Origin of the sequence: Pedobacter sp. Bi27 (assembly GCF_918698255.1) — a bacterium.
In the GTDB taxonomy this organism is placed as follows: domain Bacteria; phylum Bacteroidota; class Bacteroidia; order Sphingobacteriales; family Sphingobacteriaceae; genus Pedobacter.
Genome location: NZ_CAKKMW010000001.1, coordinates 1,223,008 through 1,246,141, shown reverse-complemented (window position 1 = coordinate 1,246,141; position 23,134 = coordinate 1,223,008). Strand labels below are relative to the sequence as shown.

Below are 23,134 nucleotides of genomic sequence, written 5' to 3'. Positions count from 1 at the left end.
AACCACTAGAAACGTTTCAGCGCAAATCGCAGCATTATACCAGCCTGGGAAGCTAATCGACCAACGCCAGAAATTCAGAGACAAAAAGATGGTTGTCGCTTGTGAATTTTTCAGGTTTTCTTCCTGAGCGGTGAGTCCACGAAAGTTCGAACTAACTGCTTTTTAATCGCATCAATACCTTGTTGCTTTACCAGCTTGGGTTCTGGCACAATAATGGCTCCGTGAATAAGATATGAAACCGAGGCACGTTATTAGCAATATCAATCATCTTTTTAACCAGCTCATGGTATAAATCGAGGACTGCCGGCAACAGTGGGAATTTCCTCCTGGCGAGGCAAAAAAAAGGAAGGGCTGTGTAAGCCGCCATCACATTTAAATTATTATTTGGCAACAAAAAATCCCTATAATTGTTATTAGGAGAAATATGAGTAAAGTATTTACAATTACAGAAGGACTCGAGAATTTAGGAGCGCTGCGAACGGGCGGGCAAGGATCGGTATATAAAGGGAAACGCATCGGTGCAATTTACTCCGCAGTGAAATTAATCCCTACTCCAATATACACCGAGAACCGCGATGATAAAAATTACCGCAATTTTGAAAACGAGGTTGCAAAGTTGCTAAAGGTAAATGAAAATCCCAGTCCGAATGTTGTAAAAATGCTCAGTTTCGGCATAACCGAAAGCGGGTCCTTCCCATTTATAGAAATGGAATATATAGAAGGGCCTGACCTTTGTGAGCTGCTCCAACCCCCTCATCAAAAGATATTTACGCTAAGCGAAGTCATAAAAGTTGCACAACACCTGGCTGCTGCCCTCGAGCACTGCCATAAACTTGGGGTAAAACATGGCGACGTTAAGAGTAATAACGTTAAATACAATTTGCATACAGCGAACTATGTGCTACTGGATTTTGGACTCGCCATTATGAGTGAGGAGCAGCGTAGAAGTAGCATCAGGCATGCAGGTGCGGTGGAGTTTATGGCGCCCGAACAAAATGAAGGCAAAATGCTTCTGCAAACCGATGTTTACAGTTATGGCATCATCTTATATGAATTACTCGGAGGTCAGGTCCCCTTTCCGCTACCTGGAAATAGTGATACCGGGCGCAATTCGGTAATGATCGGTCATATGGAAAGTGAAGTGCCTGACGTATTGGGTCTGCGCAAAGCAAACTTGCCCACGGGCTGGACTGAGGAACAGAAAACACGGGAGATGCAGGTTCCGGATTGGCTCCTAAAACTGATCGAAAAATGTCTGCAGAAAGATCCTATGTTCAGGTACAGCGATGGAATGGCTTTACATGAAGCGGTGCTTAGCGGAAGCTTATCGGGCAATGTTTTACCCATAGACCATTCAGCTATGGATTCGCTCAAAACGGAGAACGAAGCACTCCGTAAACAGGTATTGGCATTGGAAAGTATAGCCCAGATTCCGCAAAGAAACGGTATACTGTTACCTCATTTTGCGTTTGCCCTTATGATCATCTCAATTATCGGATTGCTTGCTTTCCTGGGCTATTCCCAGTTTCGCAGCGAGCCGCAGGCACAGCAAGCTGTCCAGCCCATAGATTCGATCCCACTGGCAGTTGATACCACAGCACAAGAAAAAAGAAGATTGGCGAATCAGCGCAAGCTGGCTGAAGCAGCAGCAGCAAAGCGGGCGGTGGATAGTGCTATCAACGCAGAGATCAATAAAGCCAGAGATAAAGCTGCCGATAGCACAGAAGACCTTAACCCTGATACTTCAGTTAGCCCTGTACAGTTTTAATTTTAAGAAAAAACAATTGCCCTTAACCGCCGCATAGGCACCCTTACTTATGGAAACAAAATCAAATTTCTGGCAACGTATCGGTATTCAGGATTGGTTTCTAACCGATGAAAACAAGAGCAGTGACCAAAAAGCACCGCAACTCACTCCCGAAACCATCTACAGCTTTATCGTGGATAAATTTAAGGAGTCCATCAGGGAATTATCTTTTGCCGATCGCATCGTTTTTTATCATGAATTCATTATTACCTTCAACGCTGAAGATTACCGTGAATTTATAGACAATAAACAGGGAATTTTGGGCTTGATCGTACAGGAAACAGTCAAAAAATTCTATGCGATTTTAAGAGAACACCGGCAAGCCGGAAAAAATGTAGAACCATCCGGCTCAAAATGGGTATTCCGGTTGGTATCACATCCGGATTACGCAAGGGGCGATAAGGGTTTTATCGGAAAACTGCTGCCAGACAACAATCAGAAATCGGAAAATCTCCGTGTAACATTCATTCCCCGACAAACTGGTATTGCACAGACATTCGATATCAACAACGATATTTTAAAGGGCTTCACTTACTACAGCGAAGGCTATATGGAAATCCCATACGATGCGCAATTGGAATATGTTGATGGTAATACTACCCCGTCCAAGGACCAGGCTGTTCTCGGCCGGCTGGAAGCCATCATACCCGATAAGCAGTTTTCAGGCAAAAAAATAGAGTTCCTGATTAAAACAGAAGATACTATCGTTTCGGGTAACGATGACGAGCGCGAAGGTTCCAATATTTTCAAGATCGCCTCAGAATGGGCCAATTCGCCACACCTACACATCCGCTACAACAAAACAGACGGTAATTTCTATTTGGCTTCTTTCGGCGAACTTACTACTTTGAACGAGGTTTTGGTACAACGCAGCGAAATTAATTCACCACAATGGGTTTCTTTGCCGCTGAACTCCAGGATGTTGCTTAACGGCATAATCGGTATAAATCTATTTAAATCCTAACTTATGTCGCAACTGCTATCAATTTTATTGTTATCACTGGTCGTTGCGCTGATGATCGTTCATTTTAAAGACATTAAAAATTCCCGTAATAAAAATGGATAAACACTTTTTTGGCCTCACAGACACCGGCAAATCCAGAGACAACAACGAGGACAGCTTTATTGTTAAGTCCCTCACCAACGATCAGTTGATTTTAGCAGCTGTAATAGATGGCGTAGGTGGCTATCAAGGTGGCGAAGTAGCAGCAGGTATTGCGACGGAACAGATTTCAATGCAATTTTCAGGTCGTCCGGCCGATCCAATCTCGCAGATGATCAGCGCCTTCAGGAATACAAATGAAGTAATCATTGCCAAAAAGCAAACAGAGGCAGAACTTTCTGAAATGGCCTGCGTGGCCACTATGGTAATTGCGGATATTGAGCATAATCAATTTTATTATGCGCACGTTGGCGATACCAGATTATACCTGTTGCGGGACGGATCGCTGATCAAAATCTCTAAAGACCATTCATTTGTAGGTTTTCTGGAAGACTCGGGAAGATTGGATGAGGCCGCTGCTATGCAGCATCCAAAACGCAATGAAATCAATAAGGCGATCGGTTTCAGCGATCAGATTGCTACCGATGAGAGTTATATTGAAACCGGACAATCTCCTTTCCTGCCGGGCGATCTTCTCTTATTATGCAGTGATGGGCTGACCGATATGGTAAACAGGCAGGATATTACCACCCTGCTTCTACAAGGAGATACACTTGCTAAAAAAGCAGGCAATCTCATCGCGCTTGCCAATGAAAACGGCGGACGAGATAACATCACCGTTGTGCTACTGCAGAACAACAAAGCGCCTCAAAAGGTAATACCAACCAGACCAGATTTTATACAACAGCCTCAGGCAGCCGCAGGAGCAGAAAATAATGAGGCCATACGGACGCCTGAAAATCCAGCACTGGAAACTCATGCAGCGCCCAAAAGAAATTATCGGTTCGCCGCACTGGTTATTTTATGCCTCATCCTCCTTGGCACTACCATATTTATGTACCTGCAGAATCAGCACCCAGCAGCCCCTGTTTCAACACTAAATCCATCACCCAAACAAAAGATGAGAAACAGTCAGGAGCAGTTACTGCAAGATGCATTTGACCATGCCCTGGGTGACACGCTGGTACTATCCGACTCGATTTTTAAAAGTCCGGTCCTGATCAGCGATACGTTACGCCTGCGGAAAGACACCCTGTATGTTATGGCAAAGGGCATTGTGCTGCAAGCGGATAGCGGATACAAAGGTGCAGGGATAGCGATGCTCCCTCAATCCAGTCTATTGAAGCTGGACAGTTTGCAGTTTAAAGGCTTCGCTACGGCCATCGCCATTTCAGACCAGGCACTGTTACTCAAAAATGTCACCTTTACCAATTGTTTGCTTCCCATACAAAATAGCATCCATTTCCCTGACCAGAAACCGGTAAATGTAGAACTGATGAAGATAGGTACACTAAAAGGTAATACCCCTAAAACCGCAGATTCGAAAAATGGAGCAGAATAAAGGACCTGTCAAAGTGAGCCGGGCTCAGGAACGGATCTTCATATTAGCCACCGCAACCGTTCTCGCACTCTTTTTCTATCAGTTATACGCGATCATTCAGCCCAGGTTTGCAGAAGTTGTGCCACGCTTAAAAGCCGGCACCATGGTTAACCTGAATGCGGAAAAACCTGCCGAGCATATCCGTAACCTACTTAAAAAAGGTTATTATTTTGAAGATCAGCGGGACATTGATCTGATAGAAAAAACCATTGCATCTGCAACGCCAAATGCCGGGCAACTCGACAACATTGGCGAAGTGAACAAACGCAGGTACTTTTTACCTGCAGATGAGGCCTATAAAAAAGGGGGGAAATCATTTAAAGCAAGGGTGTTGGCATCACGGGCACTGCTCGGTTATACGGGTGATGATTCGCTTAAATTCGACCAGGAGCAAAGTAATCCCCGTCCATATCCCTCCCAGGTAAATCTCGGCATGGGCGAGTATGATATCAGTGGAAAAATCTTAGAGAATAATAAAGCTGTGCCAGGTGTTTTGGTCCGTTTGGAAATGATATTGCCACAGGACAGTATTTACAACGACGAACCGACAGAAGCCATTAAAAATATAACTGAAAAGGCTAATGGTATTACAAAGGTTTATACTTTGGATACTGCCGGTAAGCGGAAATTATTCCAGCTCACTGCCTACGCCCGTACCGGTACTGCAGGTGAATTCACTTTTGCTAAGTTGCCCGGCAACCAGGCATTCAAGATATTGCCTTTAAAACCAGGTTTTCAGTTTGGCGCCTCAAAGGGCGTCCAAAACCTTGATGAAAATACCGCTTTCACATTTGAACAGCGTCCACATACGATAAAGCTTTTCTCTACCAGAGACTTCAATATCCTCAAAAAGGAAAAATCACTGATTATCAGAACGCCTGAAGAATTCAACAAGTGGTTTATGATCATCTGCGGAAGCCTGATTGGTGGGTTTTTACTTGTCCACTTCATCCTGTCATGGAAATTCAGCACTGCCGATCAGGTCATATTGCCTGTAGTGATGATGCTTACTGGCATATCATTCCTGATGCTGCTGAGTTTGCAGGATCCGCTGCGCGACCGTTTTTTAGCTAAAGATTCCCTTCTATACCTGCTAATGGGTTTTGGGGGCATCTTATTGATGCTATGCATTAAACTGCGCCGTTTTAATACCGATACTTGGCTTTACCGCCTGCTTTTATTTAAGAACATCCGATCAGCCGCGAACGGCTGGCCCTGGGCCCTGGCCGCTATTGGATTGCTGGCACTCACGATCTTATTCGGAACCGGGCCAGAAGGGAGTGGTGTAAAGGTAAACCTGTTCGGATTTCAGCCCAGTGAAGTGGTGAAATATCTGATCATTTTTTTTCTTGCAGGATTTTTTGCCGTAAACGAGAAACTGATCAGTGAATATTTGAGCTGGAAAAAAAGATGGTCATTTTTCTCCTTTGCCCTATTGGCGATACTGTTAACCCTCATGTTATTTCTGATATTGGGAGACCTTGGCCCGGCGATGGTGGTTTGTTTCACCTTTATTATACTATTTTCATTCTCCCGCGGCGATTTTATGTTCATGGCAGGCGCTATCGTGTTGTACGTATTGGCCTCATGGATTTTTGAAAACGTATGGATATCCACCGCAGTTACCTTGCTTTTGGTCGGTATGCTGATGTTTTTCGGGCGCAGGCAGCTCAGTGAGTCCGCCATCATGGTGCTGGTGATCATGTCGGCTTTCTTAACGATTGATCAGATTCCATATCTGGACCGCGTCTTCCCTGGGCCTGTGCAGCGCCTGGGAGATCGCAAAGCAATCTGGCAGGATGCCTGGAACAATGAAGTTTATGGTGGCGATCAGGTGGCCAATGGTCTGTGGGCCATGTCTACAGGCGGTGCAACCGGTCAGGGCGTAGGGCAGGGCTTTGCGAAAACCATTCCTGAAGCACATACCGATATGATCTTACCTTCAATAGGTGAAGAATTTGGATTGACGGGCATATTGTGCATCTTCCTGCTGTTCCTGTTGTACCTACACCGCTCCATTATTATCGGGAGGAGGACCGGATCACCATTTCTCTTTTATTTAAGTGCAGGGGTCGGCGTATCCACCTTCGTACAGTTCCTGCTCATAGCAGGTGGTTCTACCGGAGCGCTACCGCTATCGGGGGTATCCCTGCCCTTTCAAAGTTATGGGGGATCATCACTTGTACTCAATTTTTTAGCCGCCGGATTTTTGATGTCGGTATCTGCGGTCCGAGGCAGCGACGTACAGATGCAGTACATTGCCAAAGCGCAGGATAAAAACCTGGTGCCGGCCTTGATTGCAGCCTGTTTGGGCATCCTGCTATTGGGCGTAAATGTAGCGGGCTATGTGCTAAACAACCGGAAATGGGTGGTACAGCCAGCCTTGGTAGCCGACCGCAGCGGCGCGAGAATGTTCAGTTACAATCCCCGTATCGCGATACTGATGAACCGTTTAAAAGCCGGAACCATACACGACCGCAAGGGAGTTTTAATGGCAACCAGCAACGTAGACAGTGTGAGGGCGCAACACTTCAAACTTATTGGTGCAGGTATCCCAAATTACAATCTCGATTCGGCGGTACATCAACGTTTAGACCGATATTATCCTTTCGAAGAACAACTGTTTTTTTGGACAGGCGACGCAAATTCAGGCATATTTAATGGAAGTGTTAATGGCTATTTTGCAGATTATGAACACGCAGCCGAACTCCGTGGCTTTAAACTGCCGGTAAAGAGCTTTACGGTTCTTGCAAAGCGATATAGTGAAAACCGTTTCCTGGCACGGGGCGTTAAGGAAATGACGGTTGTGAAAAAAGATTACGCCGCGCTTTCTCCATTACTCCTTGCCGGTATCAGTAGCAAAGAAGTTGAAGATTTTAAAAATAAAAACCGTGATGTACAGTTAACCATGGATGCCGGCCTGCAGACTAAGATCCAAAAGTCAATTGCCCGCGACACTTCATTATCGGATAACCGGGTTTCTGTAGTGATCATGGAAGCAAGTTCTGGCGATGTCCTTACTTCAGCCGTATATCCACTACCACCCATACATGATTGGGAACGGTTGACCATGACCAATGCAGAACAGAATCAGCTTTCGGGGTGGATAACGACCGCTGACCTTGGCTTTACCAATTTCACACAGCCAGGCTCAACCGCTAAGCTGATTACCGCCATGGCATCGTTCAATAAACTGGGCATGGCTGCTGCTGAAAAAAAATACCAGGTGGCCTCCTGGGAGCGTATCCGTACAAAAGGTATCGAGCCGGATGAAACGGGATGGATCGATCTGGAACGTGCGGTGGTGAAATCCAACAACGTCTATTTCATCAAACTTGCAAACCAGGAACAGCTGCAGGAAAACATGGGCGAGCTGTACTTAAAAACAGGCATGTTCCTGCATGGGGCAGGAGGATATTATTACAATAAGCCCAGCGAAAACACCGCACAGGAAGAAAAATGGAAACAGCTTTGGCGCAGGACCGAATTCAACACCAAACCAAGGTATGATCCCAACAATATCCGAAAGACCAGGGCAAAGGGAATTTCCGGAATGTCTTGGGGGCAAGGCGCACTTATTGCAACCCCTGCGGCAGTGGCAAGAATGGCTGCGGGGATTGCAAATAATGGAAATATGATTGCAAACAGGTTTGTACTTAAAGTAAGCGATCAGCCACAGGCGATAAAAACTGGTACGAAATTGGTAAACAATCCGTTATACGCCAAACTGATGCAGGAGTACATGATCAAACAGAGCAGTCCAAAAGTGCAAACGCTAGGACTGGCTGTTGCCGGTAAAACCGGTACGCCGGAGCGGATCTGGAAGAAACAGCAGATTAATGATGGCTGGTATGTATTTTTTGCACCGACTGCAACTGGCAATGGTCATATTGTAGTCTGTATCCGCATTGAAGCTACCAAAGGATCATCAGACGCTGTACGATTGGCCGGCAGGCATGTAATTCCGTTCTTAAAAGAGGGTGGCTATATTAAAAGCATTGTGCCTTCGGCCAAAACTGATAACAAGGCAGCTGTATCGGAACTTAATTGAAGAAATGAAACATTTAAACTAAAACCATCAATCAATAGTTTGTATATCTTCACCACATTGAGGAACAACGCAGGTGTTGAACTCGACATATTTTATAACACATTAGCAAAGCACTAACAAAATATAGATGAAAACGATATTCGACCTCTTCAAAAGCGCAAGTGGGGAACATCCCGATGATGTGAAGGGAATCAGGCATGCATTACTACAGTTTGTAAAACAGGAATTACAAAAAGCGGAGGGCGGAGAAGGCGCAAATATCAAAGGTTTGGGTATTTTTATATACTGCAGCCCAGCAGCGCGCCATGTGTATGAAGCTGCTGTGTTTACCGAGGATCCCGACCAATTAAAAAACGAGATACAACGCATCAGTGATGACTATTCCCTGGATCTGCCTTCGGGCTGGTCACTTGAAGTTGCTTTCGACGAAGCTATTCCAGACGATGCGGTCGAAATGCAAAATCTGCCAATAGCACTGTTGGTCAAAACCAAAACCCATTTTGTTAAGCAACAGGCTAAGGCCTACCTGAAAGCACTTAGCGGGAAGACTTTACAGCCAATCTATGAAATAACTTCCGCGGGTGGAAAATACAATATCGGCAGAGATGAAAAGGCACAGTCTGATGAAGGTTATTTCCGCACCAACCACATTGCATTTCCATCAGAAAGTGATGATGAACGAAATAAGTACATCAGCAGACAGCATGCGCACATCGAATGGGATACCAGCATAGCCAAATTTGTAATCTTCGCAGATGAAGGTGGAATACCACCCCGCAATAAGGTTAAACTGCGTTCAGCGCTTACCGAAAAGACAGTAAAACTCCATGCTACCCAGATCGGGCAGGAATTAGCCGAGGGAGATCAGATTATCTTAGGCGAATCTGTCGTATTGGAGTTTAGCTTTAAGCCGCAGCATCATGAGTAAAATTTTTACAATTACAGAAGGGCTACAAAACCTCGGTGCATTAAAAACTGGTGGGCAGGGATCTGTTTACAAAGGAATGCGCATGGGGCCGGTTTATTCTGCCATCAAACTTATTCCTACACCAATCTACGTGGAAGATGACAGCGATAAAAACTACCGGAATTTTCTCAATGAAGTGAATAAGCTGCAGCAGGTAAACATCCATCCCAGCCCGAATGTGGTGAAAATACTCAGTTCAGGGATCACCGATAGCGGGTCCTTTCCTTATATAGAAATGGAATACATCGAAGGCCCCGAACTTAGCGAACTACTATTGCCTCCGCATCAAAAAGTTTTCACCGTTAAAGAACTGTTAAAAGTCGCTGAACAATTGGCTGCGGCACTTGCACATTGTCATCAGTTTGGGGTCAAACACGGCGATGTTAAAAGCAATAATGTAAAGTACAATACACAGACTGCCAATTACGTGCTATTGGATTTTGGCCTGGCCATTATGAGTGAAGAGCAGCGCAGGACAAGCATTCGCCATGCAGGGGCAGTAGAATTTATGGCACCGGAACAGCATGAGGGAAAAATGCTGTTACAGACAGATATTTATAGTTACGGTATCATCCTGTACGAACTCCTGGCCGGGCAGGTACCTTTTCCACTCGATGGCGGAGGCGATACCGCCCGCAATACGGTCATGATTTCACATCTTGAAAAGGAAATCCCAGATGCCATGTCACTGCGTAAAAGCAATCTGGAAGATAAGTTTCAGGACGATATTCTGCATGCGGAAATGCAGGTACCCCAATGGTTGATTGAGCTGATTGGGCGATGCCTGCAAAAAAATCCAGATGATCGGTATGCCAATGGAATGGAACTGCAGAAGGCTGTTACTGCCGGAATATTGTCGGCACCACAAGACAGCAGGCACAGAGAAAACACCATACCCAACGAAGCCCTGCGTTATGCCGCCTTATACGGTGAGACACAGCAAAAGAACGAAAAGCTTGAAAAAGAGCTGGCAACATTAAAACCCCTGGCCCTAAAGGCCGGAATAAAATACAATAGTTCGACTGGTGAATATCATCAGGAAAATTACATCCATGCCCCAAGAAAGGCTTTTTTAGGTTACGCTGCAGTCTGTGCCTTATTTGTTGCCTTTGTAGTTTATAGCTTAACTAAGACAGAAAACCATAATATTACGGCCATGTCGACAACCCCATACCGGTCACCATTTGAAATCGCAAATCAGCAATACAGGCAAGCACTGCAAGAAGCGAGAGAAGACAGTATCCGCAAAGCAAAAATGCAATGGGCGCAGCAAGTAAAAGCAAACGAAAAAGCCAGGAAACAGAACGGTAAAAAGAAGAAGAAATTTCTGGGTATATTCTGAGAAAGCAGTTACACCATACCTTCCGAAATTTAAATACTTAATGTGGCCTTTTATTTTAAAGAAGGATTAACATAAGGTTAAATTTTAATGATCTAAGCCTTTGCATCCTCCTAAATTGCTGATATAGCATAGTAATAGATTCTAACTATTCCATTATAGAATTAAATGATTGTGATTAGTTCTTTCAATTCTCTAAATTTATAATAATCTGGTTAAGTTTTAACAACGGATCGGATTTCACTAACAAATTAATATATGGAAAAAGAATCGAACGATATCAGCAAGTGCCCGTTTCATAACGGCAGCATGAAGAGTAATGTAGGTGGTGGCGGTACCCGAAATGGCGACTGGTGGCCAAAGCAGTTAAAGTTGGGTATTTTACGCCAGCATTCTAACTTATCCAACCCAATGGATGGTGAATTTAGTTATGCCGAAGCTTTTAAAAGTTTAGACTTGGCCGCATTAAAGGCAGACCTTCATGCACTGATGACCGATTCGCAAGATTGGTGGCCGGCAGATTTTGGTCACTATGGAGGTTTATTTATCCGCATGGCATGGCACAGTGCCGGAACCTATAGGGTGGGCGATGGCCGTGGTGGTGCCGGTGCCGGATTACAACGTTTTGCACCGCTGAACAGCTGGCCAGATAATGTGAGCCTTGATAAAGCCCGCAGATTACTTTGGCCGATTAAACAAAAATACGGGCGCAGAATTTCGTGGGCAGATTTAATGATCTTAACAGGAAATATTGCCTTAGAATCGATGGGCTTTAAAACCTTTGGATTTGCCGGTGGGCGTGAGGACGTTTGGGAGGCTGATGAATCGGTATATTGGGGTTCGGAAACAACCTGGTTGGGTGGCGATCTTCGTTATGCACACGGTTCTGATGGCGCACATAAAGCACATGGTGTAGTGGTTACGGATGACGATGCCGATGGAGATGTTCACTCACGTAACTTAGAAAAGCCACTTGCTGCCGTGCAAATGGGCTTAATATATGTAAACCCTGAGGGGCCGGATGGAAACCCAGACCCAATTCTTGCAGCGAAAGATATCCGCGATACCTTTGGCCGGATGGCAATGGATGATGAAGAAACGGTCGCGTTAATTGCTGGTGGGCACACTTTTGGTAAAACCCATGGTGCTGCTTCAGCAGATCACGTGGGCAAAGAGCCTGAAGCCGCGGGTATCGAAAGTCAGGGCTTAGGATGGAACAATAGTTACGCTTCTGGCAAAGGTGCTGATACCATTACGAGTGGATTAGAAGTAATCTGGACCACAACACCTACGCAATGGAGCAATAATTTTTTCGAAAACCTGTTCGGATTTGAATGGGAATTATCGAAGAGCCCTGCCGGTGCACATCAATGGAAAGCTATAAATGCAGATGCCATTATTCCTGATGCGTTTGATGGATCGAAAAAACATCTGCCAACGATGCTTACCACCGATCTTTCTTTAAGGTTCGATCCGGCTTATGAAAAAATATCAAGACGTTTTTTAGAAAATCCAGATCAGTTTGCTGATGCATTTGCCAGGGCATGGTTTAAATTAACCCATCGCGATATGGGGCCTTTGGCACGTTACCTGGGGCCAGATGTGCCACAAGAAGAATTGCTGTGGCAAGATCCAATCCCTGCGGTTAACCATACATTGATCAACGAAACTGATATTGCCGCATTAAAAGTAAAAGTACTCGCTTCGGGACTGAGTGTGGCCGAACTGGTGTCTACTGCATGGGCTTCAGCTTCTACCTTCCGCGGTTCTGATAAACGTGGTGGTGCCAATGGTGCACGGATCCGTTTGGCGCCACAAAAAGATTGGGCAGTTAACAATCCTCTACAACTGCAGAAAGTATTGGGCGTATTAGCAAATATTCAAAATGAATTTAATGCAGCACAAATTGATGGCAAAAAAGTTTCACTGGCCGATTTAATTGTATTGGCAGGTGCTGCTGCGGTAGAAAAAGCTGCTGCTGCTGCGGGCCATTCAGTTACAGTGCCTTTTGCACCAGGGCGAATGGACGCTTCGCAAGAGCAAACCGATGTAGAATCTTTTGGTTATTTAGAGCCAGCTGCTGATGGTTTCCGTAACTACCGTAATTCAAAATCTCCTGTTCCTACAGAAGAATTCCTGATTGATAAAGCCCAGCTGCTCACTTTAACAGCACCTGAATTGACGGTGTTGGTAGGTGGTTTACGTGCGTTGGATACAAATTTTGATGGTTCGAAAAATGGTGTCTTAACCGAAAAACCCGGCCAGTTAACTAACGACTTTTTTGTAAACCTATTGGATATGGAAACCGCATGGAAAGCTGTTGGAGAAGATCAAGAACTCTATATCGGAAGCAGCCGTTCAACTGGTCAGCCAAAATGGACCGCAACCCGTGCCGATCTTGTATTTGGTTCTAATGCAGAGCTTAGGGCAATAGCAGAGGTGTATGCAAGCTCGGATGCACAAGGTAAATTTGTTAAAGACTTTGTGGCCACCTGGAATAAAGTAATGAATTTAGATCGTTTTGATTTAAATTAATCAGAAATACAGCGCAACATTTAAAGGCACCGGAATTCGGTGCCTTTTGTTTTACACTATTTCATTAAAGAAGGTTAGTCACCAAAGATTAATGTTTCTGAGTATAAATCAATTTGATATTTACTTAATGTTTTCGGTCTGAAAAACAAGGTAACTATACTTATTGATAATTTCAGAAATACTAACACTTCAATTAGAATTTCTTCTTTCTTTAAGATCCCGAAAATTTATTAGCTTTGTGACATTCCTGATGAACAATCTTTTTAATGTTTAGGAATTATGACAGCATATATCTACATATCATCCCCTTCAGAAATTGCCTAATAGGCGATAAAATAATGTAATTTGTTTTTGTTTGATTGGTTGCTTCAAGAGCTGTTCAATCTGCTATAACATTTTATTTCCCTTGAAGGGGTATATCCTTGCTCAAGGACGAATTGAGACCCACATTCAAGTTAAAGGAAATTAAATGGAAGTCCGATGGACACATATGAATTGCCATGCAGGATTAGAAGCGCACGGCAGAAAAAGCGGTTGGTAAAAACAGATCGCGACAAACAATTAATCAGGCTGAGTAAAAGAAGATCGGAACTTTGGATACAAAGGCGGGAACTGCCAATGGTACCTCTTGAAAAGCCCTATCAAAGAGGCTGGAAAAGATATTTTGTACTCAGAGCAGATATTGCATTTAGCATAAGAGCCGAGTTTTATACCGCATTATTAGCTAAGATCAATACAGTTGAATACCACCATGATAAAACTTTTAAACGAAAAAAACGCAGTAAAGGAAGGTATGGATACGAAATCAAAAAGCAATTGCTGCGCGAACTCACACCATATTTATGGGAAAGCAGCAATTTAGACCTTACCGAACAGGAAAAAGCGTGTTTTAGCCAGGTTGAAATTTACAATGTTAAAACACGCCAACAGGAAATCAGGTATGTTTTTACCGAACCGTGGAGATATAGGTTAAAAATTGCACCCAATATGGTTACACACAAAAAGTTATTGGATACCGACCTGGTAAGAGAACTGGATCTTATTGACAATCATATTCAACGCAATAATTTGGAGGGACACATACATTCATTAACCAATGGTCGAAAGAGTAACTTTTGGAGGTATCACCGAGGGTTGGCAAAATACAGTATGGTTAAGATTCCGAAATACAGATCCAAGGAAACGTATTTGGAGTTAGATTTTTAAAATTTTATCAATAACTAAAACAATTCTCAAACTTATTTGTCTTTTAGTTTCATTAGTTTGTTTGGTTTAGTTTTATTGGTGGATGCGAATAAGACAAAATAATTGGCCTCATAGCAATATGGGGCTTTCTTGTTTATATACGGCAAGGCCCAAACATAACATTGTGATAGCAATGCTGATCAATGTTACTGATAAGAAACCTGATGTGCTTTCTCTTGAAAAAAACTTAATTTTTTTATCAAATTCTTAAAAATACACTTAAGTAGGTGAGGCATAGTGAATTTAGACTGAGCCATTTTTTGATTTGCCTGAAATACTTATTCAAAAATTTTTGCGCCTGTAAAAGTAATCATACTGTAATCGAATTTATACGATAATGTACTTCTAATGATCAAAATAATATTCTTGATTTCGTGATAAAATATTTAATATTGAATTGATAAATCGATTTATCAATAACCGAATATGATGATGAGCTTAGGAATATTTGCACCCTGTGGTGCAGTATATATCTGTGTAGTTTATTTGTGTGTAGTTTTTAACCCGTTTAAAAATACGATCTCCCATCACACAATTGCTTTTAACTCAAAGCCTTCTGATTAAAGATGATGATTTGCCGTCAATTATTTTTTTATTGAATAATTGATAAAACGTTTTAGCTGCTAGCAGTTGAATTATATATTATTAACTAATCATTTACTAAACCTAAACCAATGAAAATCAATCTACTAAAGATTTCAGGGCTTTCTGTGCTTTTTCTGCTCAATAGTCCTGCTTTTTCGATGAATCCGGTTGCTGAAAAATCCGAGGGGTTTTCCGGGCCAGATATGCCTTTAATGCATATCCAAAACCGAAAAGTAATTACAGGGATCGTATTAGACGAAAAAAACATGCCTATTCCTGGAGTTGGCATCAAAAACATTTCGTCAGGTAAAACCGCTGTAACTGATGAAGCTGGTAAATTCAGCATTGAGGCTAACACAAACGATGTGATCCGTTTTTCTTATGTGGGCTATCAAAACAAAGATATAACAGTTGGCAATGAAGCTAACATTAGCATTAAAATGGCACCTGCCGAAGCCAATAAGTTAGATGAAGTAGTGGTAATTGGTTATGGATCGGTGAAAAAAACAGATCTTACCGGTTCTGTTGGTGTGGTCAAAGCCAGCGAACTTCAGGAACGTCCGTCTTCATCGCTAAACCAGGCACTGGCTGGCCGTATTTCTGGCGTACAGGTAAACACCAACTCGGGTAGACCTGGCGGGCAGACCAATATCAAAATTCGTGGATTTAGTTCAATCAATACGAGTAACAATCCACTTTATGTGGTAGATGGTGTGGCTTTGCCAGTTGGCTCGCAAACACAGAACAGTAACGCTATCGATTACATTAACCCAAGCGATATCGCTTCTGTAGAGGTGCTAAAGGATGCTTCTTCGACGGCCATATACGGTGCAAGGGGTGCAAATGGGGTAATTTTAATCACCACTAAAAAAGGAACAGCAAATGCCCAACGCATTACCTATGATGCAGATTTTGGTATCAATACATTAGCGGCACACCATGTTAAGATGCTCGATGCCTTTGAGTACGTTAAAGTGCAGGATCTGGCTTACGAGAATATTAAAGTTTACGATCCTGTAGGTTGGGCAGCAGGAAGTTACGCATCCAAACCCGTTCCAAAAGCAGCCAGAATTGCTTTACCTCAATTTTTCGATGGTAACGGAAATCCATTATATAATACCGATTGGTTAAAAGAATCTACACAGAACAAGCTTTCGCAAAATCACCAGCTGGGTTTTACAGGTGGAAACGAAAATAGTACTTACGGTGTTTTTGCAGGCTACCGCGATGACCAGGGACTTTTGCTGAACTCTTATTTAAAACGATATTCGGGCAGATTTAATTTTGATAGTAAAATTAAACCATGGTTAAAGGTAGGCGGTAATTTGAGCTACAATAACCAGAATGAAAACATTGTTGATCAGGGAACGGGCGGCTTAAATTCAGTCCGTATGATTACCGAAGCATTTCCTTTTCTACCAATTAAACTGGCAGATGGCAAGTGGGGCGATAATAAACTGATTCCATGGGCAGAAGGAGGCTCTAATCCCGTGCACATCTTAACTGATCAAAAATATGGAATGGTTACCCAAACTGCTTTGGGAAGTATTTATTCTACCATTAGCTTTAGCAAAGATTTGGAATTCCGTACCCAATTAGGGGCGAACATTGTGAGCCGTAACATTAATGAGTACAATGCCAAACAGTTATACGGGATCTCTGATGGACAGAATGGAACGGCGAATGTAACCGACGATCGGGAAACCTTCTGGTCACTGGAAAATTATTTAACCTATAACAAACGTTTTGCCGAATCGCATGCCATTAATGCTTTATTGGGTATCTCCTGGCAGGCCACCAGCTTTTTTAGCAATACCAGCCATGCGGAGAATTTTGTAACCGATTTTTACGGAAACAATAACATGGGCTCTGGAAGTAAATCGATTACGGTTGGTTCTAGCCGTAACAGATCGGCTTTTAACTCTTACTTCGGAAGGTTAAACTATGCTTTTAAAGATAAATACCTGGTTACATTTACGGGTAGGGTAGATGGATCATCCAAATTCGGAGAGAACCATAAATTCGCCTTTTTCCCTTCAGCAGCATTGGCTTGGAAAGCTTCAGACGAAGATTTTCTAAAAGGAAACAAAACCATCTCTAACTTAAAACTAAGAACCAGTTATGGTTTAAGTGGTAACTCAGAGCTCCCTGCGTATCAGTCGCTCGCCACATTGGTTAATAACTCGGCTATTATTAATGATAGTAAGGTAACCGGTATTGGTATCGGCAGGTTGGCCAATCCGGACCTGGTTTGGGAAAAAACAGCACAGGTTGATGCGGGTTTAGAATTAGGCTTGTTTAACAACCGCATTAATTTGGAGGCCGATCTTTATTATAGAAAAACTACCGATATGTTATTGGATGCCCCGGTTCCACGTACCACAGGATACGCGGTGATCAGAAAAAATATCGGGTCTATGCAGAATAAAGGTCTAGATTTAGGGATTAATACGGTAAACGTACAAACCGACAATTTTACCTGGAAAACCAGTTTCAATATCTCACTTAACCGTAACAAGGTACTTTCTTTGGCTACTCCTGATGATATTTTTGGTGTGGGTAACCCAAATTTCACCAATCAGACTGGTATAATCAGGGTAGGTGAGCCTGTGGGTTCATTCTGGGGGCTTGTACGTTTAGGAACCTGGAGCGAGGCCGAAAGGGCAGAAGCAGCCCAATATGTAAGTTACCGGGGTGGTAAAACTTTGCTTCCTGGCGATATTAAATATTTAGATGTAAACGGCGATCATGCCATTACAGATGCCGACCGTCAGATTATTGGTAACGGAACGCCAAAAGGCTGGGGATCGTTTGGCAACTCATTCCGCTATAAAAACTTAGAGCTGATTGTAGAACTTCAATATTCTTATGGAAATGATGTGTTGAATATGACCCATCACTCGGGTGAAGACAGACAGGTACAGGCCAATAGTTTTGCCAGCGTATTAAATGCCTGGACTCCTCAGAATCAAAATACACCGGTCGCCGCAATCAGGGATCAATCTGCCGGATATGTTACCAACGTGGATACCCATTGGTTAGAAGACGGTTCTTTCATCCGTGGAAAAAACCTTTTACTGGGTTATACTTTTGATAAAACACTTGTCGAAAAATTACGCTTAAGCAAGCTGCGTGTTTATGCATCCGTTCAAAATTTCTTCCTGGCAACCAAGTTTACAGGTAACGACCCTGAGGTTACTACCTATGGAAATGCATTTGCACAAGGTCAAACATTTTTCGATTATCCAAAGCCAACCACCTTCATGGTAGGTTTAAACATTGGATTATAAATATTAATTAAAGAAAGGATATCAAAATGAAAATGAACATAAAAAATATCGCTGCTTTGTTGTTGCTAAGCGTCGCTATAATCGGGAACTCAGGATGTAAGAAGTTTTTAGATGAAACAGATCCCACCAATCTTTCGCCCAATAATTTTTATACTTTGCCAGAACATGCTGAGGCAGGTATTGCTGCTGTTTATGCAGAGACCAGGTTTCTTGGAAACGGTGCCGGTATTTATTCCAATAACTGGCAGATGCTTGATGCGCCAACCGGTATACAATCTACCGAAACCGCACAAAACTCCGATCTGAACAATTTGTATTCATTAATTTATGATGGAACAAACCTGCATGTTAACCAAACCTGGAACGGATTTTATAAAGTGATTGCACAAACCAACCTGGTGTTGGATAAAGTTCCGGGCATTAACCCGATGGATAATGCACAGAAAAAAAGGATTTTAGGAGAGGCTGCTTTCATCAGGGCCTGGGCATATTTTTACCTGGTGCGTTTATGGGGCGATGTGCCTTTAATCACCAAGCCGATTACCAGTCCTAACGATCCCAATTTTTCTCCTTCCCGTACACCACAAGAGCAGGTGTACAAACTCATTGTTGATGATCTGGTTGCTGCAGAAGCGGCAGGTTTGCCTTTTATGGATGCAAGTGGACGTGTTTCTACGGCGGCAATTAAATCTGAACTGGCAAAAGTATATTTAACCATGGCCGGACAGCCCCTTAACAAAGGAGCAGCGTATTATAAATTAGCAGCAGATAAGGCCAAAGAGGTAATCGATTATTCAACCGGGAATCCAGCATCACTTGGCTTGTTCCCTGGTTATGGAGCCCTGCACGATGCGAAGAATGACAATAAAGTAGAGCATTTATTCGGAATCCAATATAACGATGCTGCCGGATCTGGTAACCCCTTGCAATCATCTTATTTACCGCTGCACCAGCCATTGGTTTCTAAAATCGATGGCATTGGAACGGCTATTCCAACCGCAGATTTTTATGGTTCTTATGAGGCAGGAGATTTAAGGGCTAAAAACAGAGAAGGTTATTTCTTTACCGATTATTATACCGATGGATTTAAAATGCCGTTGGTTAACCGCGGTAAGCCTTATGTTTTTAAACACTTCGATCTGATTGCAAATGGAACACTAGGTGTAGAAGGTACGAGCAGGAGTGATCTGAATATTCCACAGATCCGTTATGCCGAAACCTTATTAATTTATGCCGAAGCACAGAACAGGGCAGATGGTAGTCCGAATGTTGCTGCCTATACTGCGGTAAATGTAGTACGAAAAAGAGCGCAATTGGCTGATCTTGCAGGTTTGAGCCAAACACAGTTTGAAGAAGCCGTTTGGAGAGAACGCTGGCACGAACTGTGCTATGAGGGCGTTACCTGGTTTGATATGGTGCGGTTACGTAAAGTGTACAATGAAACCACCAATGGTTTTGATAATTTTGTTGGTCATATCAATAAAAGTGTAAACCAACCTTTGCAAACCAAGCATTTATTGTTCCCGATTCCTACTTCAGAAATCAAAAACAACCCTAACCTGACTCAAAACCCAGGTTATTAAATAACAGTATTTTATTATTTCTAATGGATGGTGTCACACCGACCATTAGAAATGTTTTAACAAAAAACGGGTGCCTCATATCGGGCATCCGTTTTTGTTTTGTAATATCCTTATTTTTCAAGATGATTTCATTCAATTATTCTTTGTTAATAAACCTAAAGGAGCTGGCATCCCTATTATTTTCAATCGGGATAAAGCGTATGGCCTATCCGTGTGTACACATCTTTTCGAGGTTGAATTTTTAGGCGTTTTGCTTGCTTACTCGAATAACGCATTACCTTAACTGAAGAACGCAATCAATGCCAAGCGCCAGGGAAATCAAAAAAACAGGTCTAACATAAACCCTTAACCCCGATCCAAACCTAAAACGCAGTGGTTTTGTGCACGTTTTGCAAAATCTTTTACCAGGCACTCGCTGCACAAAACAAAGTGCTTCTAATTTTTAACCTGTTCTGAAAGATAAAAGTTGTACACTTTAATTGCACAGGTTTGCAATTATGGGTACAGTTTTAAAGATAGCTCTATAATGGTTTTTAATTATTTTAAATTTATTATAAAAAAGCCCTATGAAAAAAATGATGCTAACAATAGGTGTTGTAGCGGTGATGCTATCTTCATGTATAAAAGGTCTTGGTGGACAAGTTGAATCTATGAAAAAGAACAAAATAGGCTTCAAACTTGGTGGAGTAAACCACAATGTAGGGGAGCCTAATGTTGGTTTTCCGACCGAGCCACTTAAAAATTTCATTGCGCAGTTAACTATTATAGCTTACAACACAGCAGGTGGCACTGAGGTGGCCAGGCAGACACAACTGGCTACAAGTTCTACATTTGGCCAGATCAACTTTGAGCTGCCTAATGGAACGTATAATTTTGTAGCAATTGGATCGAATAGTGAATTTGGCATCAATCAATTTTACGATGCGGATAAAGATAAGCCTGTTTATTTACCCTATGCAGAGGCGAACTTTCAATATTGGCAACCAACACAGTTTTTTTTGGATAAGTTTTACAAAACATCTGATACATTTTTCGCAAAAAGGGTGGGTATCGCTGTAAATAGTGATCAAACCATTGAGGTGATAATGGAAAGGATTGTAGGATTATTGAATGTTGTGGTAACCGATCTCCCAAATTACATTATTGACCTTCAAAATGATTACACTGCATATAGAATTGAAACCCAAATTTCTTATAATGCAATGGAGAATGATTTTGGATCGGCACTAAAATATAGTAAAGATGGCCCCATAAGTTACTACATCATCAGAACTCATGTTCCTGTAGGCATACGGATTAGGAATGGCAGTACAGAAAAATATGTTGAGGTTAGTGTTCCCAAAAATAAGCGCACAACCTTAACCGGGCAGTTCGCGACGATGAACTTTACATCTGTTACGGAATAGTTATAATCATTTCATACGCCTGGTTATTGCAGTAAATATGACGCTTAAGATCTGAAACAAAAAAATAAAGAGCCCGAATGGGCTTTTTTAATTTATTAGGCTTATTTTTGCGGAAAATTATACAACCACACAGGAGAATAATTAATGCCTGTGAACCTCGACAATCATTAGAAAACTAATATTTTATCAATGACAAACGACAAAAAAGAAATATTCGAAAGCGTAGCACAACGTTTAAAAATTGAAGGTTTTAATGTAGTAAACCGCGATGAAACACGCCCTTGGGGTGGTTTCTTTGTAATAGATGAAGCACAGGCGCAACAATTTGCCGATACTTATTTTGATGGATTAAATGTTGAAGACCTTAAAATTGGCGGTAAATTAAGTCCGAAAATTTTAATCGTTGCACCAAATACGCGCCTTTCGTGGCAATATCACCACCGCAGAGCCGAAATCTGGCAAGTGGTAACCGGTACTGTTGGCATTAAAACCAGCCAAACGGATGAAGAAGGTGAAGTGAAAAAATATGCTCCAAAAGACCAGATCAAATTACAACAAGGCGAACGTCACCGTTTAATCGGTTTAGAAGATTGGGGTGTTGTAGCAGAAATATGGCAACATACCGATGCTTCAAACCCATCAGATGAAAGCGATATCGTACGTGTTCAAGACGATTTCGGCAGATAATAAATAATTTAAAAAAGAATCCTGTTCTATGTATTGGAACAGGATTCTTTTGTCTAAACGCTTAATTTAAGCGGTTTTCTACTCGATTAAAACTAAACGCCCTCAAAATACGTTTATAAAGCATACACATCCTTACATGATTATCTTCATTTTTTTTCTTTGCCATTGGTTTTTGTCCCTGTTTAGCCAAACCTTTTTCCTTCACCGTTACTCGTCGCACAAGATGTTTAAAATGGAGCTTTTTTGGGAGCGGTTTTTCTATCTGATATTGCTGATCTCGCAAGGCTCTTCATTTTTAAACCCCAGGGCTTATGCCATTCTGCACCGGATGCACCATGCTTATAGCGACACAGAGAAAGATCCACACTCGCCACATTTTTTTAAAGATGTTTTCGGGATGATGGTTGCAACGAAGAATATGTACATGAATTATTTGCAATTTAAAATACAGCCAGAGCCAGCTTTCCAAGGGAACTATCCTGAATGGCCAATTGTGGATAAGATTGGAAATTCATGGGCCTGGAGAATTGCATGCGGACTATTTTACATTGGTTTTTATGTTGCTTTTGCCAACCACTGGTGGCTATTTATTTTATTGCCGATCCACTTTTTGATGGGTCCTTTACATGGGGCTATTGTAAACTGGTGTGGTCATAAATATGGCTATTCTAACCATGATAATGATGATCATAGCAAAAACTCATTACCTTGGGATTTCTTATTAATGGGCGAACTTTTTCAGAATAACCACCATAAAAAACCAAACAGTCCTAACTTTGCTACCAAATGGTGGGAATTTGATCCAACCTATCCAGTAATGAAGGTATTGCACTGGATGCGTATTATAAAAATCAGAAAGGTTTAAGGGAAGACTAAAGCCCAAAGCTAGGTGCTCCATCATACTATTCCGAATGTTCGGGATTTATTCCATGGTCTGTGTCCTCACAGACCATTTATTTTTTTCTGTTTGGTTCACTAAACTAGCCATAGCTTTTTTTCGCCACGGAAATACTGAAATCACGGAATTAATCTTTACAATTTGTCATCCTGTCGGAGGACTGTCGCAAGTTTCATTTCATGGTTTCGAGTGTAATCA

The 23,134-nt window shown here is 42.3% G+C and carries 13 protein-coding genes; all 13 read left to right on the top strand.

The features are described 5' to 3' along the window. Positions 1-424 precede the first annotated feature (424 nt). The 13 genes from LQ227_RS04965 (at position 425) to LQ227_RS04905 (ending at position 22,903) form a co-directional block, all read left to right on the top strand. Positions 425-1,768 carry a serine/threonine-protein kinase gene (locus LQ227_RS04965; protein WP_230145657.1) on the top strand — a complete coding sequence of 448 codons (1,344 nt, stop codon included), beginning with the start codon at positions 425-427 and terminating at the stop codon, positions 1,766-1,768. Positions 1,769-1,817: 49 nt separating this feature from the next. Then, positions 1,818-2,771: a hypothetical protein gene (locus LQ227_RS04960; protein ID WP_230145656.1), complete on the top strand. Its 954-nt coding sequence runs from the start codon at positions 1,818-1,820 to the stop codon at positions 2,769-2,771. A gap of 94 nt (positions 2,772-2,865) precedes the next feature. Next, positions 2,866-4,311 (top strand): PP2C family serine/threonine-protein phosphatase, encoded by a 1,446-nt coding sequence (locus tag LQ227_RS04955; RefSeq protein ID WP_230145655.1) that lies wholly within the window; start codon positions 2,866-2,868, stop codon positions 4,309-4,311. Further along, entirely contained in the window at positions 4,298-8,401 is a 4,104-nt protein-coding gene (locus LQ227_RS04950) for an FtsW/RodA/SpoVE family cell cycle protein (protein WP_230148499.1), read from the top strand. Before LQ227_RS04955 ends, LQ227_RS04950 begins: the two co-directional genes overlap by 14 nt. A 127-nt stretch (positions 8,402-8,528) precedes the next feature. Further along, positions 8,529-9,329 carry an FHA domain-containing protein gene (locus tag LQ227_RS04945; protein WP_230145653.1) on the top strand — a complete coding sequence of 267 codons (801 nt, stop codon included), beginning with the start codon at positions 8,529-8,531 and terminating at the stop codon, positions 9,327-9,329. Next, the gene (locus LQ227_RS04940) at positions 9,322-10,710 is read left to right on the top strand and encodes a serine/threonine-protein kinase (RefSeq protein WP_230148498.1); all 1,389 of its coding nucleotides are present in this window, start codon (positions 9,322-9,324) and stop codon (positions 10,708-10,710) included. The genes LQ227_RS04945 and LQ227_RS04940 overlap by 8 nt, the downstream gene beginning before the upstream one ends. Positions 10,711-10,965: 255 nt before the next feature. Beyond that, positions 10,966-13,242 carry a catalase/peroxidase HPI gene (gene katG / locus LQ227_RS04935; protein WP_256450234.1) on the top strand — a complete coding sequence of 759 codons (2,277 nt, stop codon included), beginning with the start codon at positions 10,966-10,968 and terminating at the stop codon, positions 13,240-13,242. Positions 13,243-13,722: 480 nt separating this feature from the next. After that, positions 13,723-14,448, top strand: coding sequence for a hypothetical protein (locus tag LQ227_RS04930; protein WP_230145651.1), 726 nt, complete (start codon positions 13,723-13,725; stop codon positions 14,446-14,448). A gap of 713 nt (positions 14,449-15,161) precedes the next feature. Then, a complete protein-coding gene (locus LQ227_RS04925; RefSeq protein ID WP_230148496.1) occupies positions 15,162-18,362 on the top strand; it encodes a TonB-dependent receptor in 3,201 nt (1,066 codons plus the stop codon). 32 nt (positions 18,363-18,394) lie between these two features. Next, complete coding sequence (locus LQ227_RS04920; protein ID WP_230148494.1) at positions 18,395-19,945, top strand: RagB/SusD family nutrient uptake outer membrane protein; 1,551 nt, start codon at positions 18,395-18,397, stop codon at positions 19,943-19,945. A 575-nt stretch (positions 19,946-20,520) separates the two neighbouring features. Next, positions 20,521-21,351, top strand: a complete 831-nt coding sequence (locus LQ227_RS04915; protein ID WP_230148493.1) for a FimB/Mfa2 family fimbrial subunit — start codon at positions 20,521-20,523, stop codon at positions 21,349-21,351. A 189-nt stretch (positions 21,352-21,540) separates the two neighbouring features. Then, on the top strand, positions 21,541-22,038 hold the full coding sequence (locus LQ227_RS04910) for a phosphoheptose isomerase (protein WP_025142534.1): 498 nt from the start codon (positions 21,541-21,543) through the stop codon (positions 22,036-22,038). A 136-nt stretch (positions 22,039-22,174) separates the two neighbouring features. Continuing rightward, on the top strand, positions 22,175-22,903 hold the full coding sequence (locus LQ227_RS04905) for an acyl-CoA desaturase (protein WP_215131673.1): 729 nt from the start codon (positions 22,175-22,177) through the stop codon (positions 22,901-22,903). Positions 22,904-23,134: the final 231 nt, after the last annotated feature.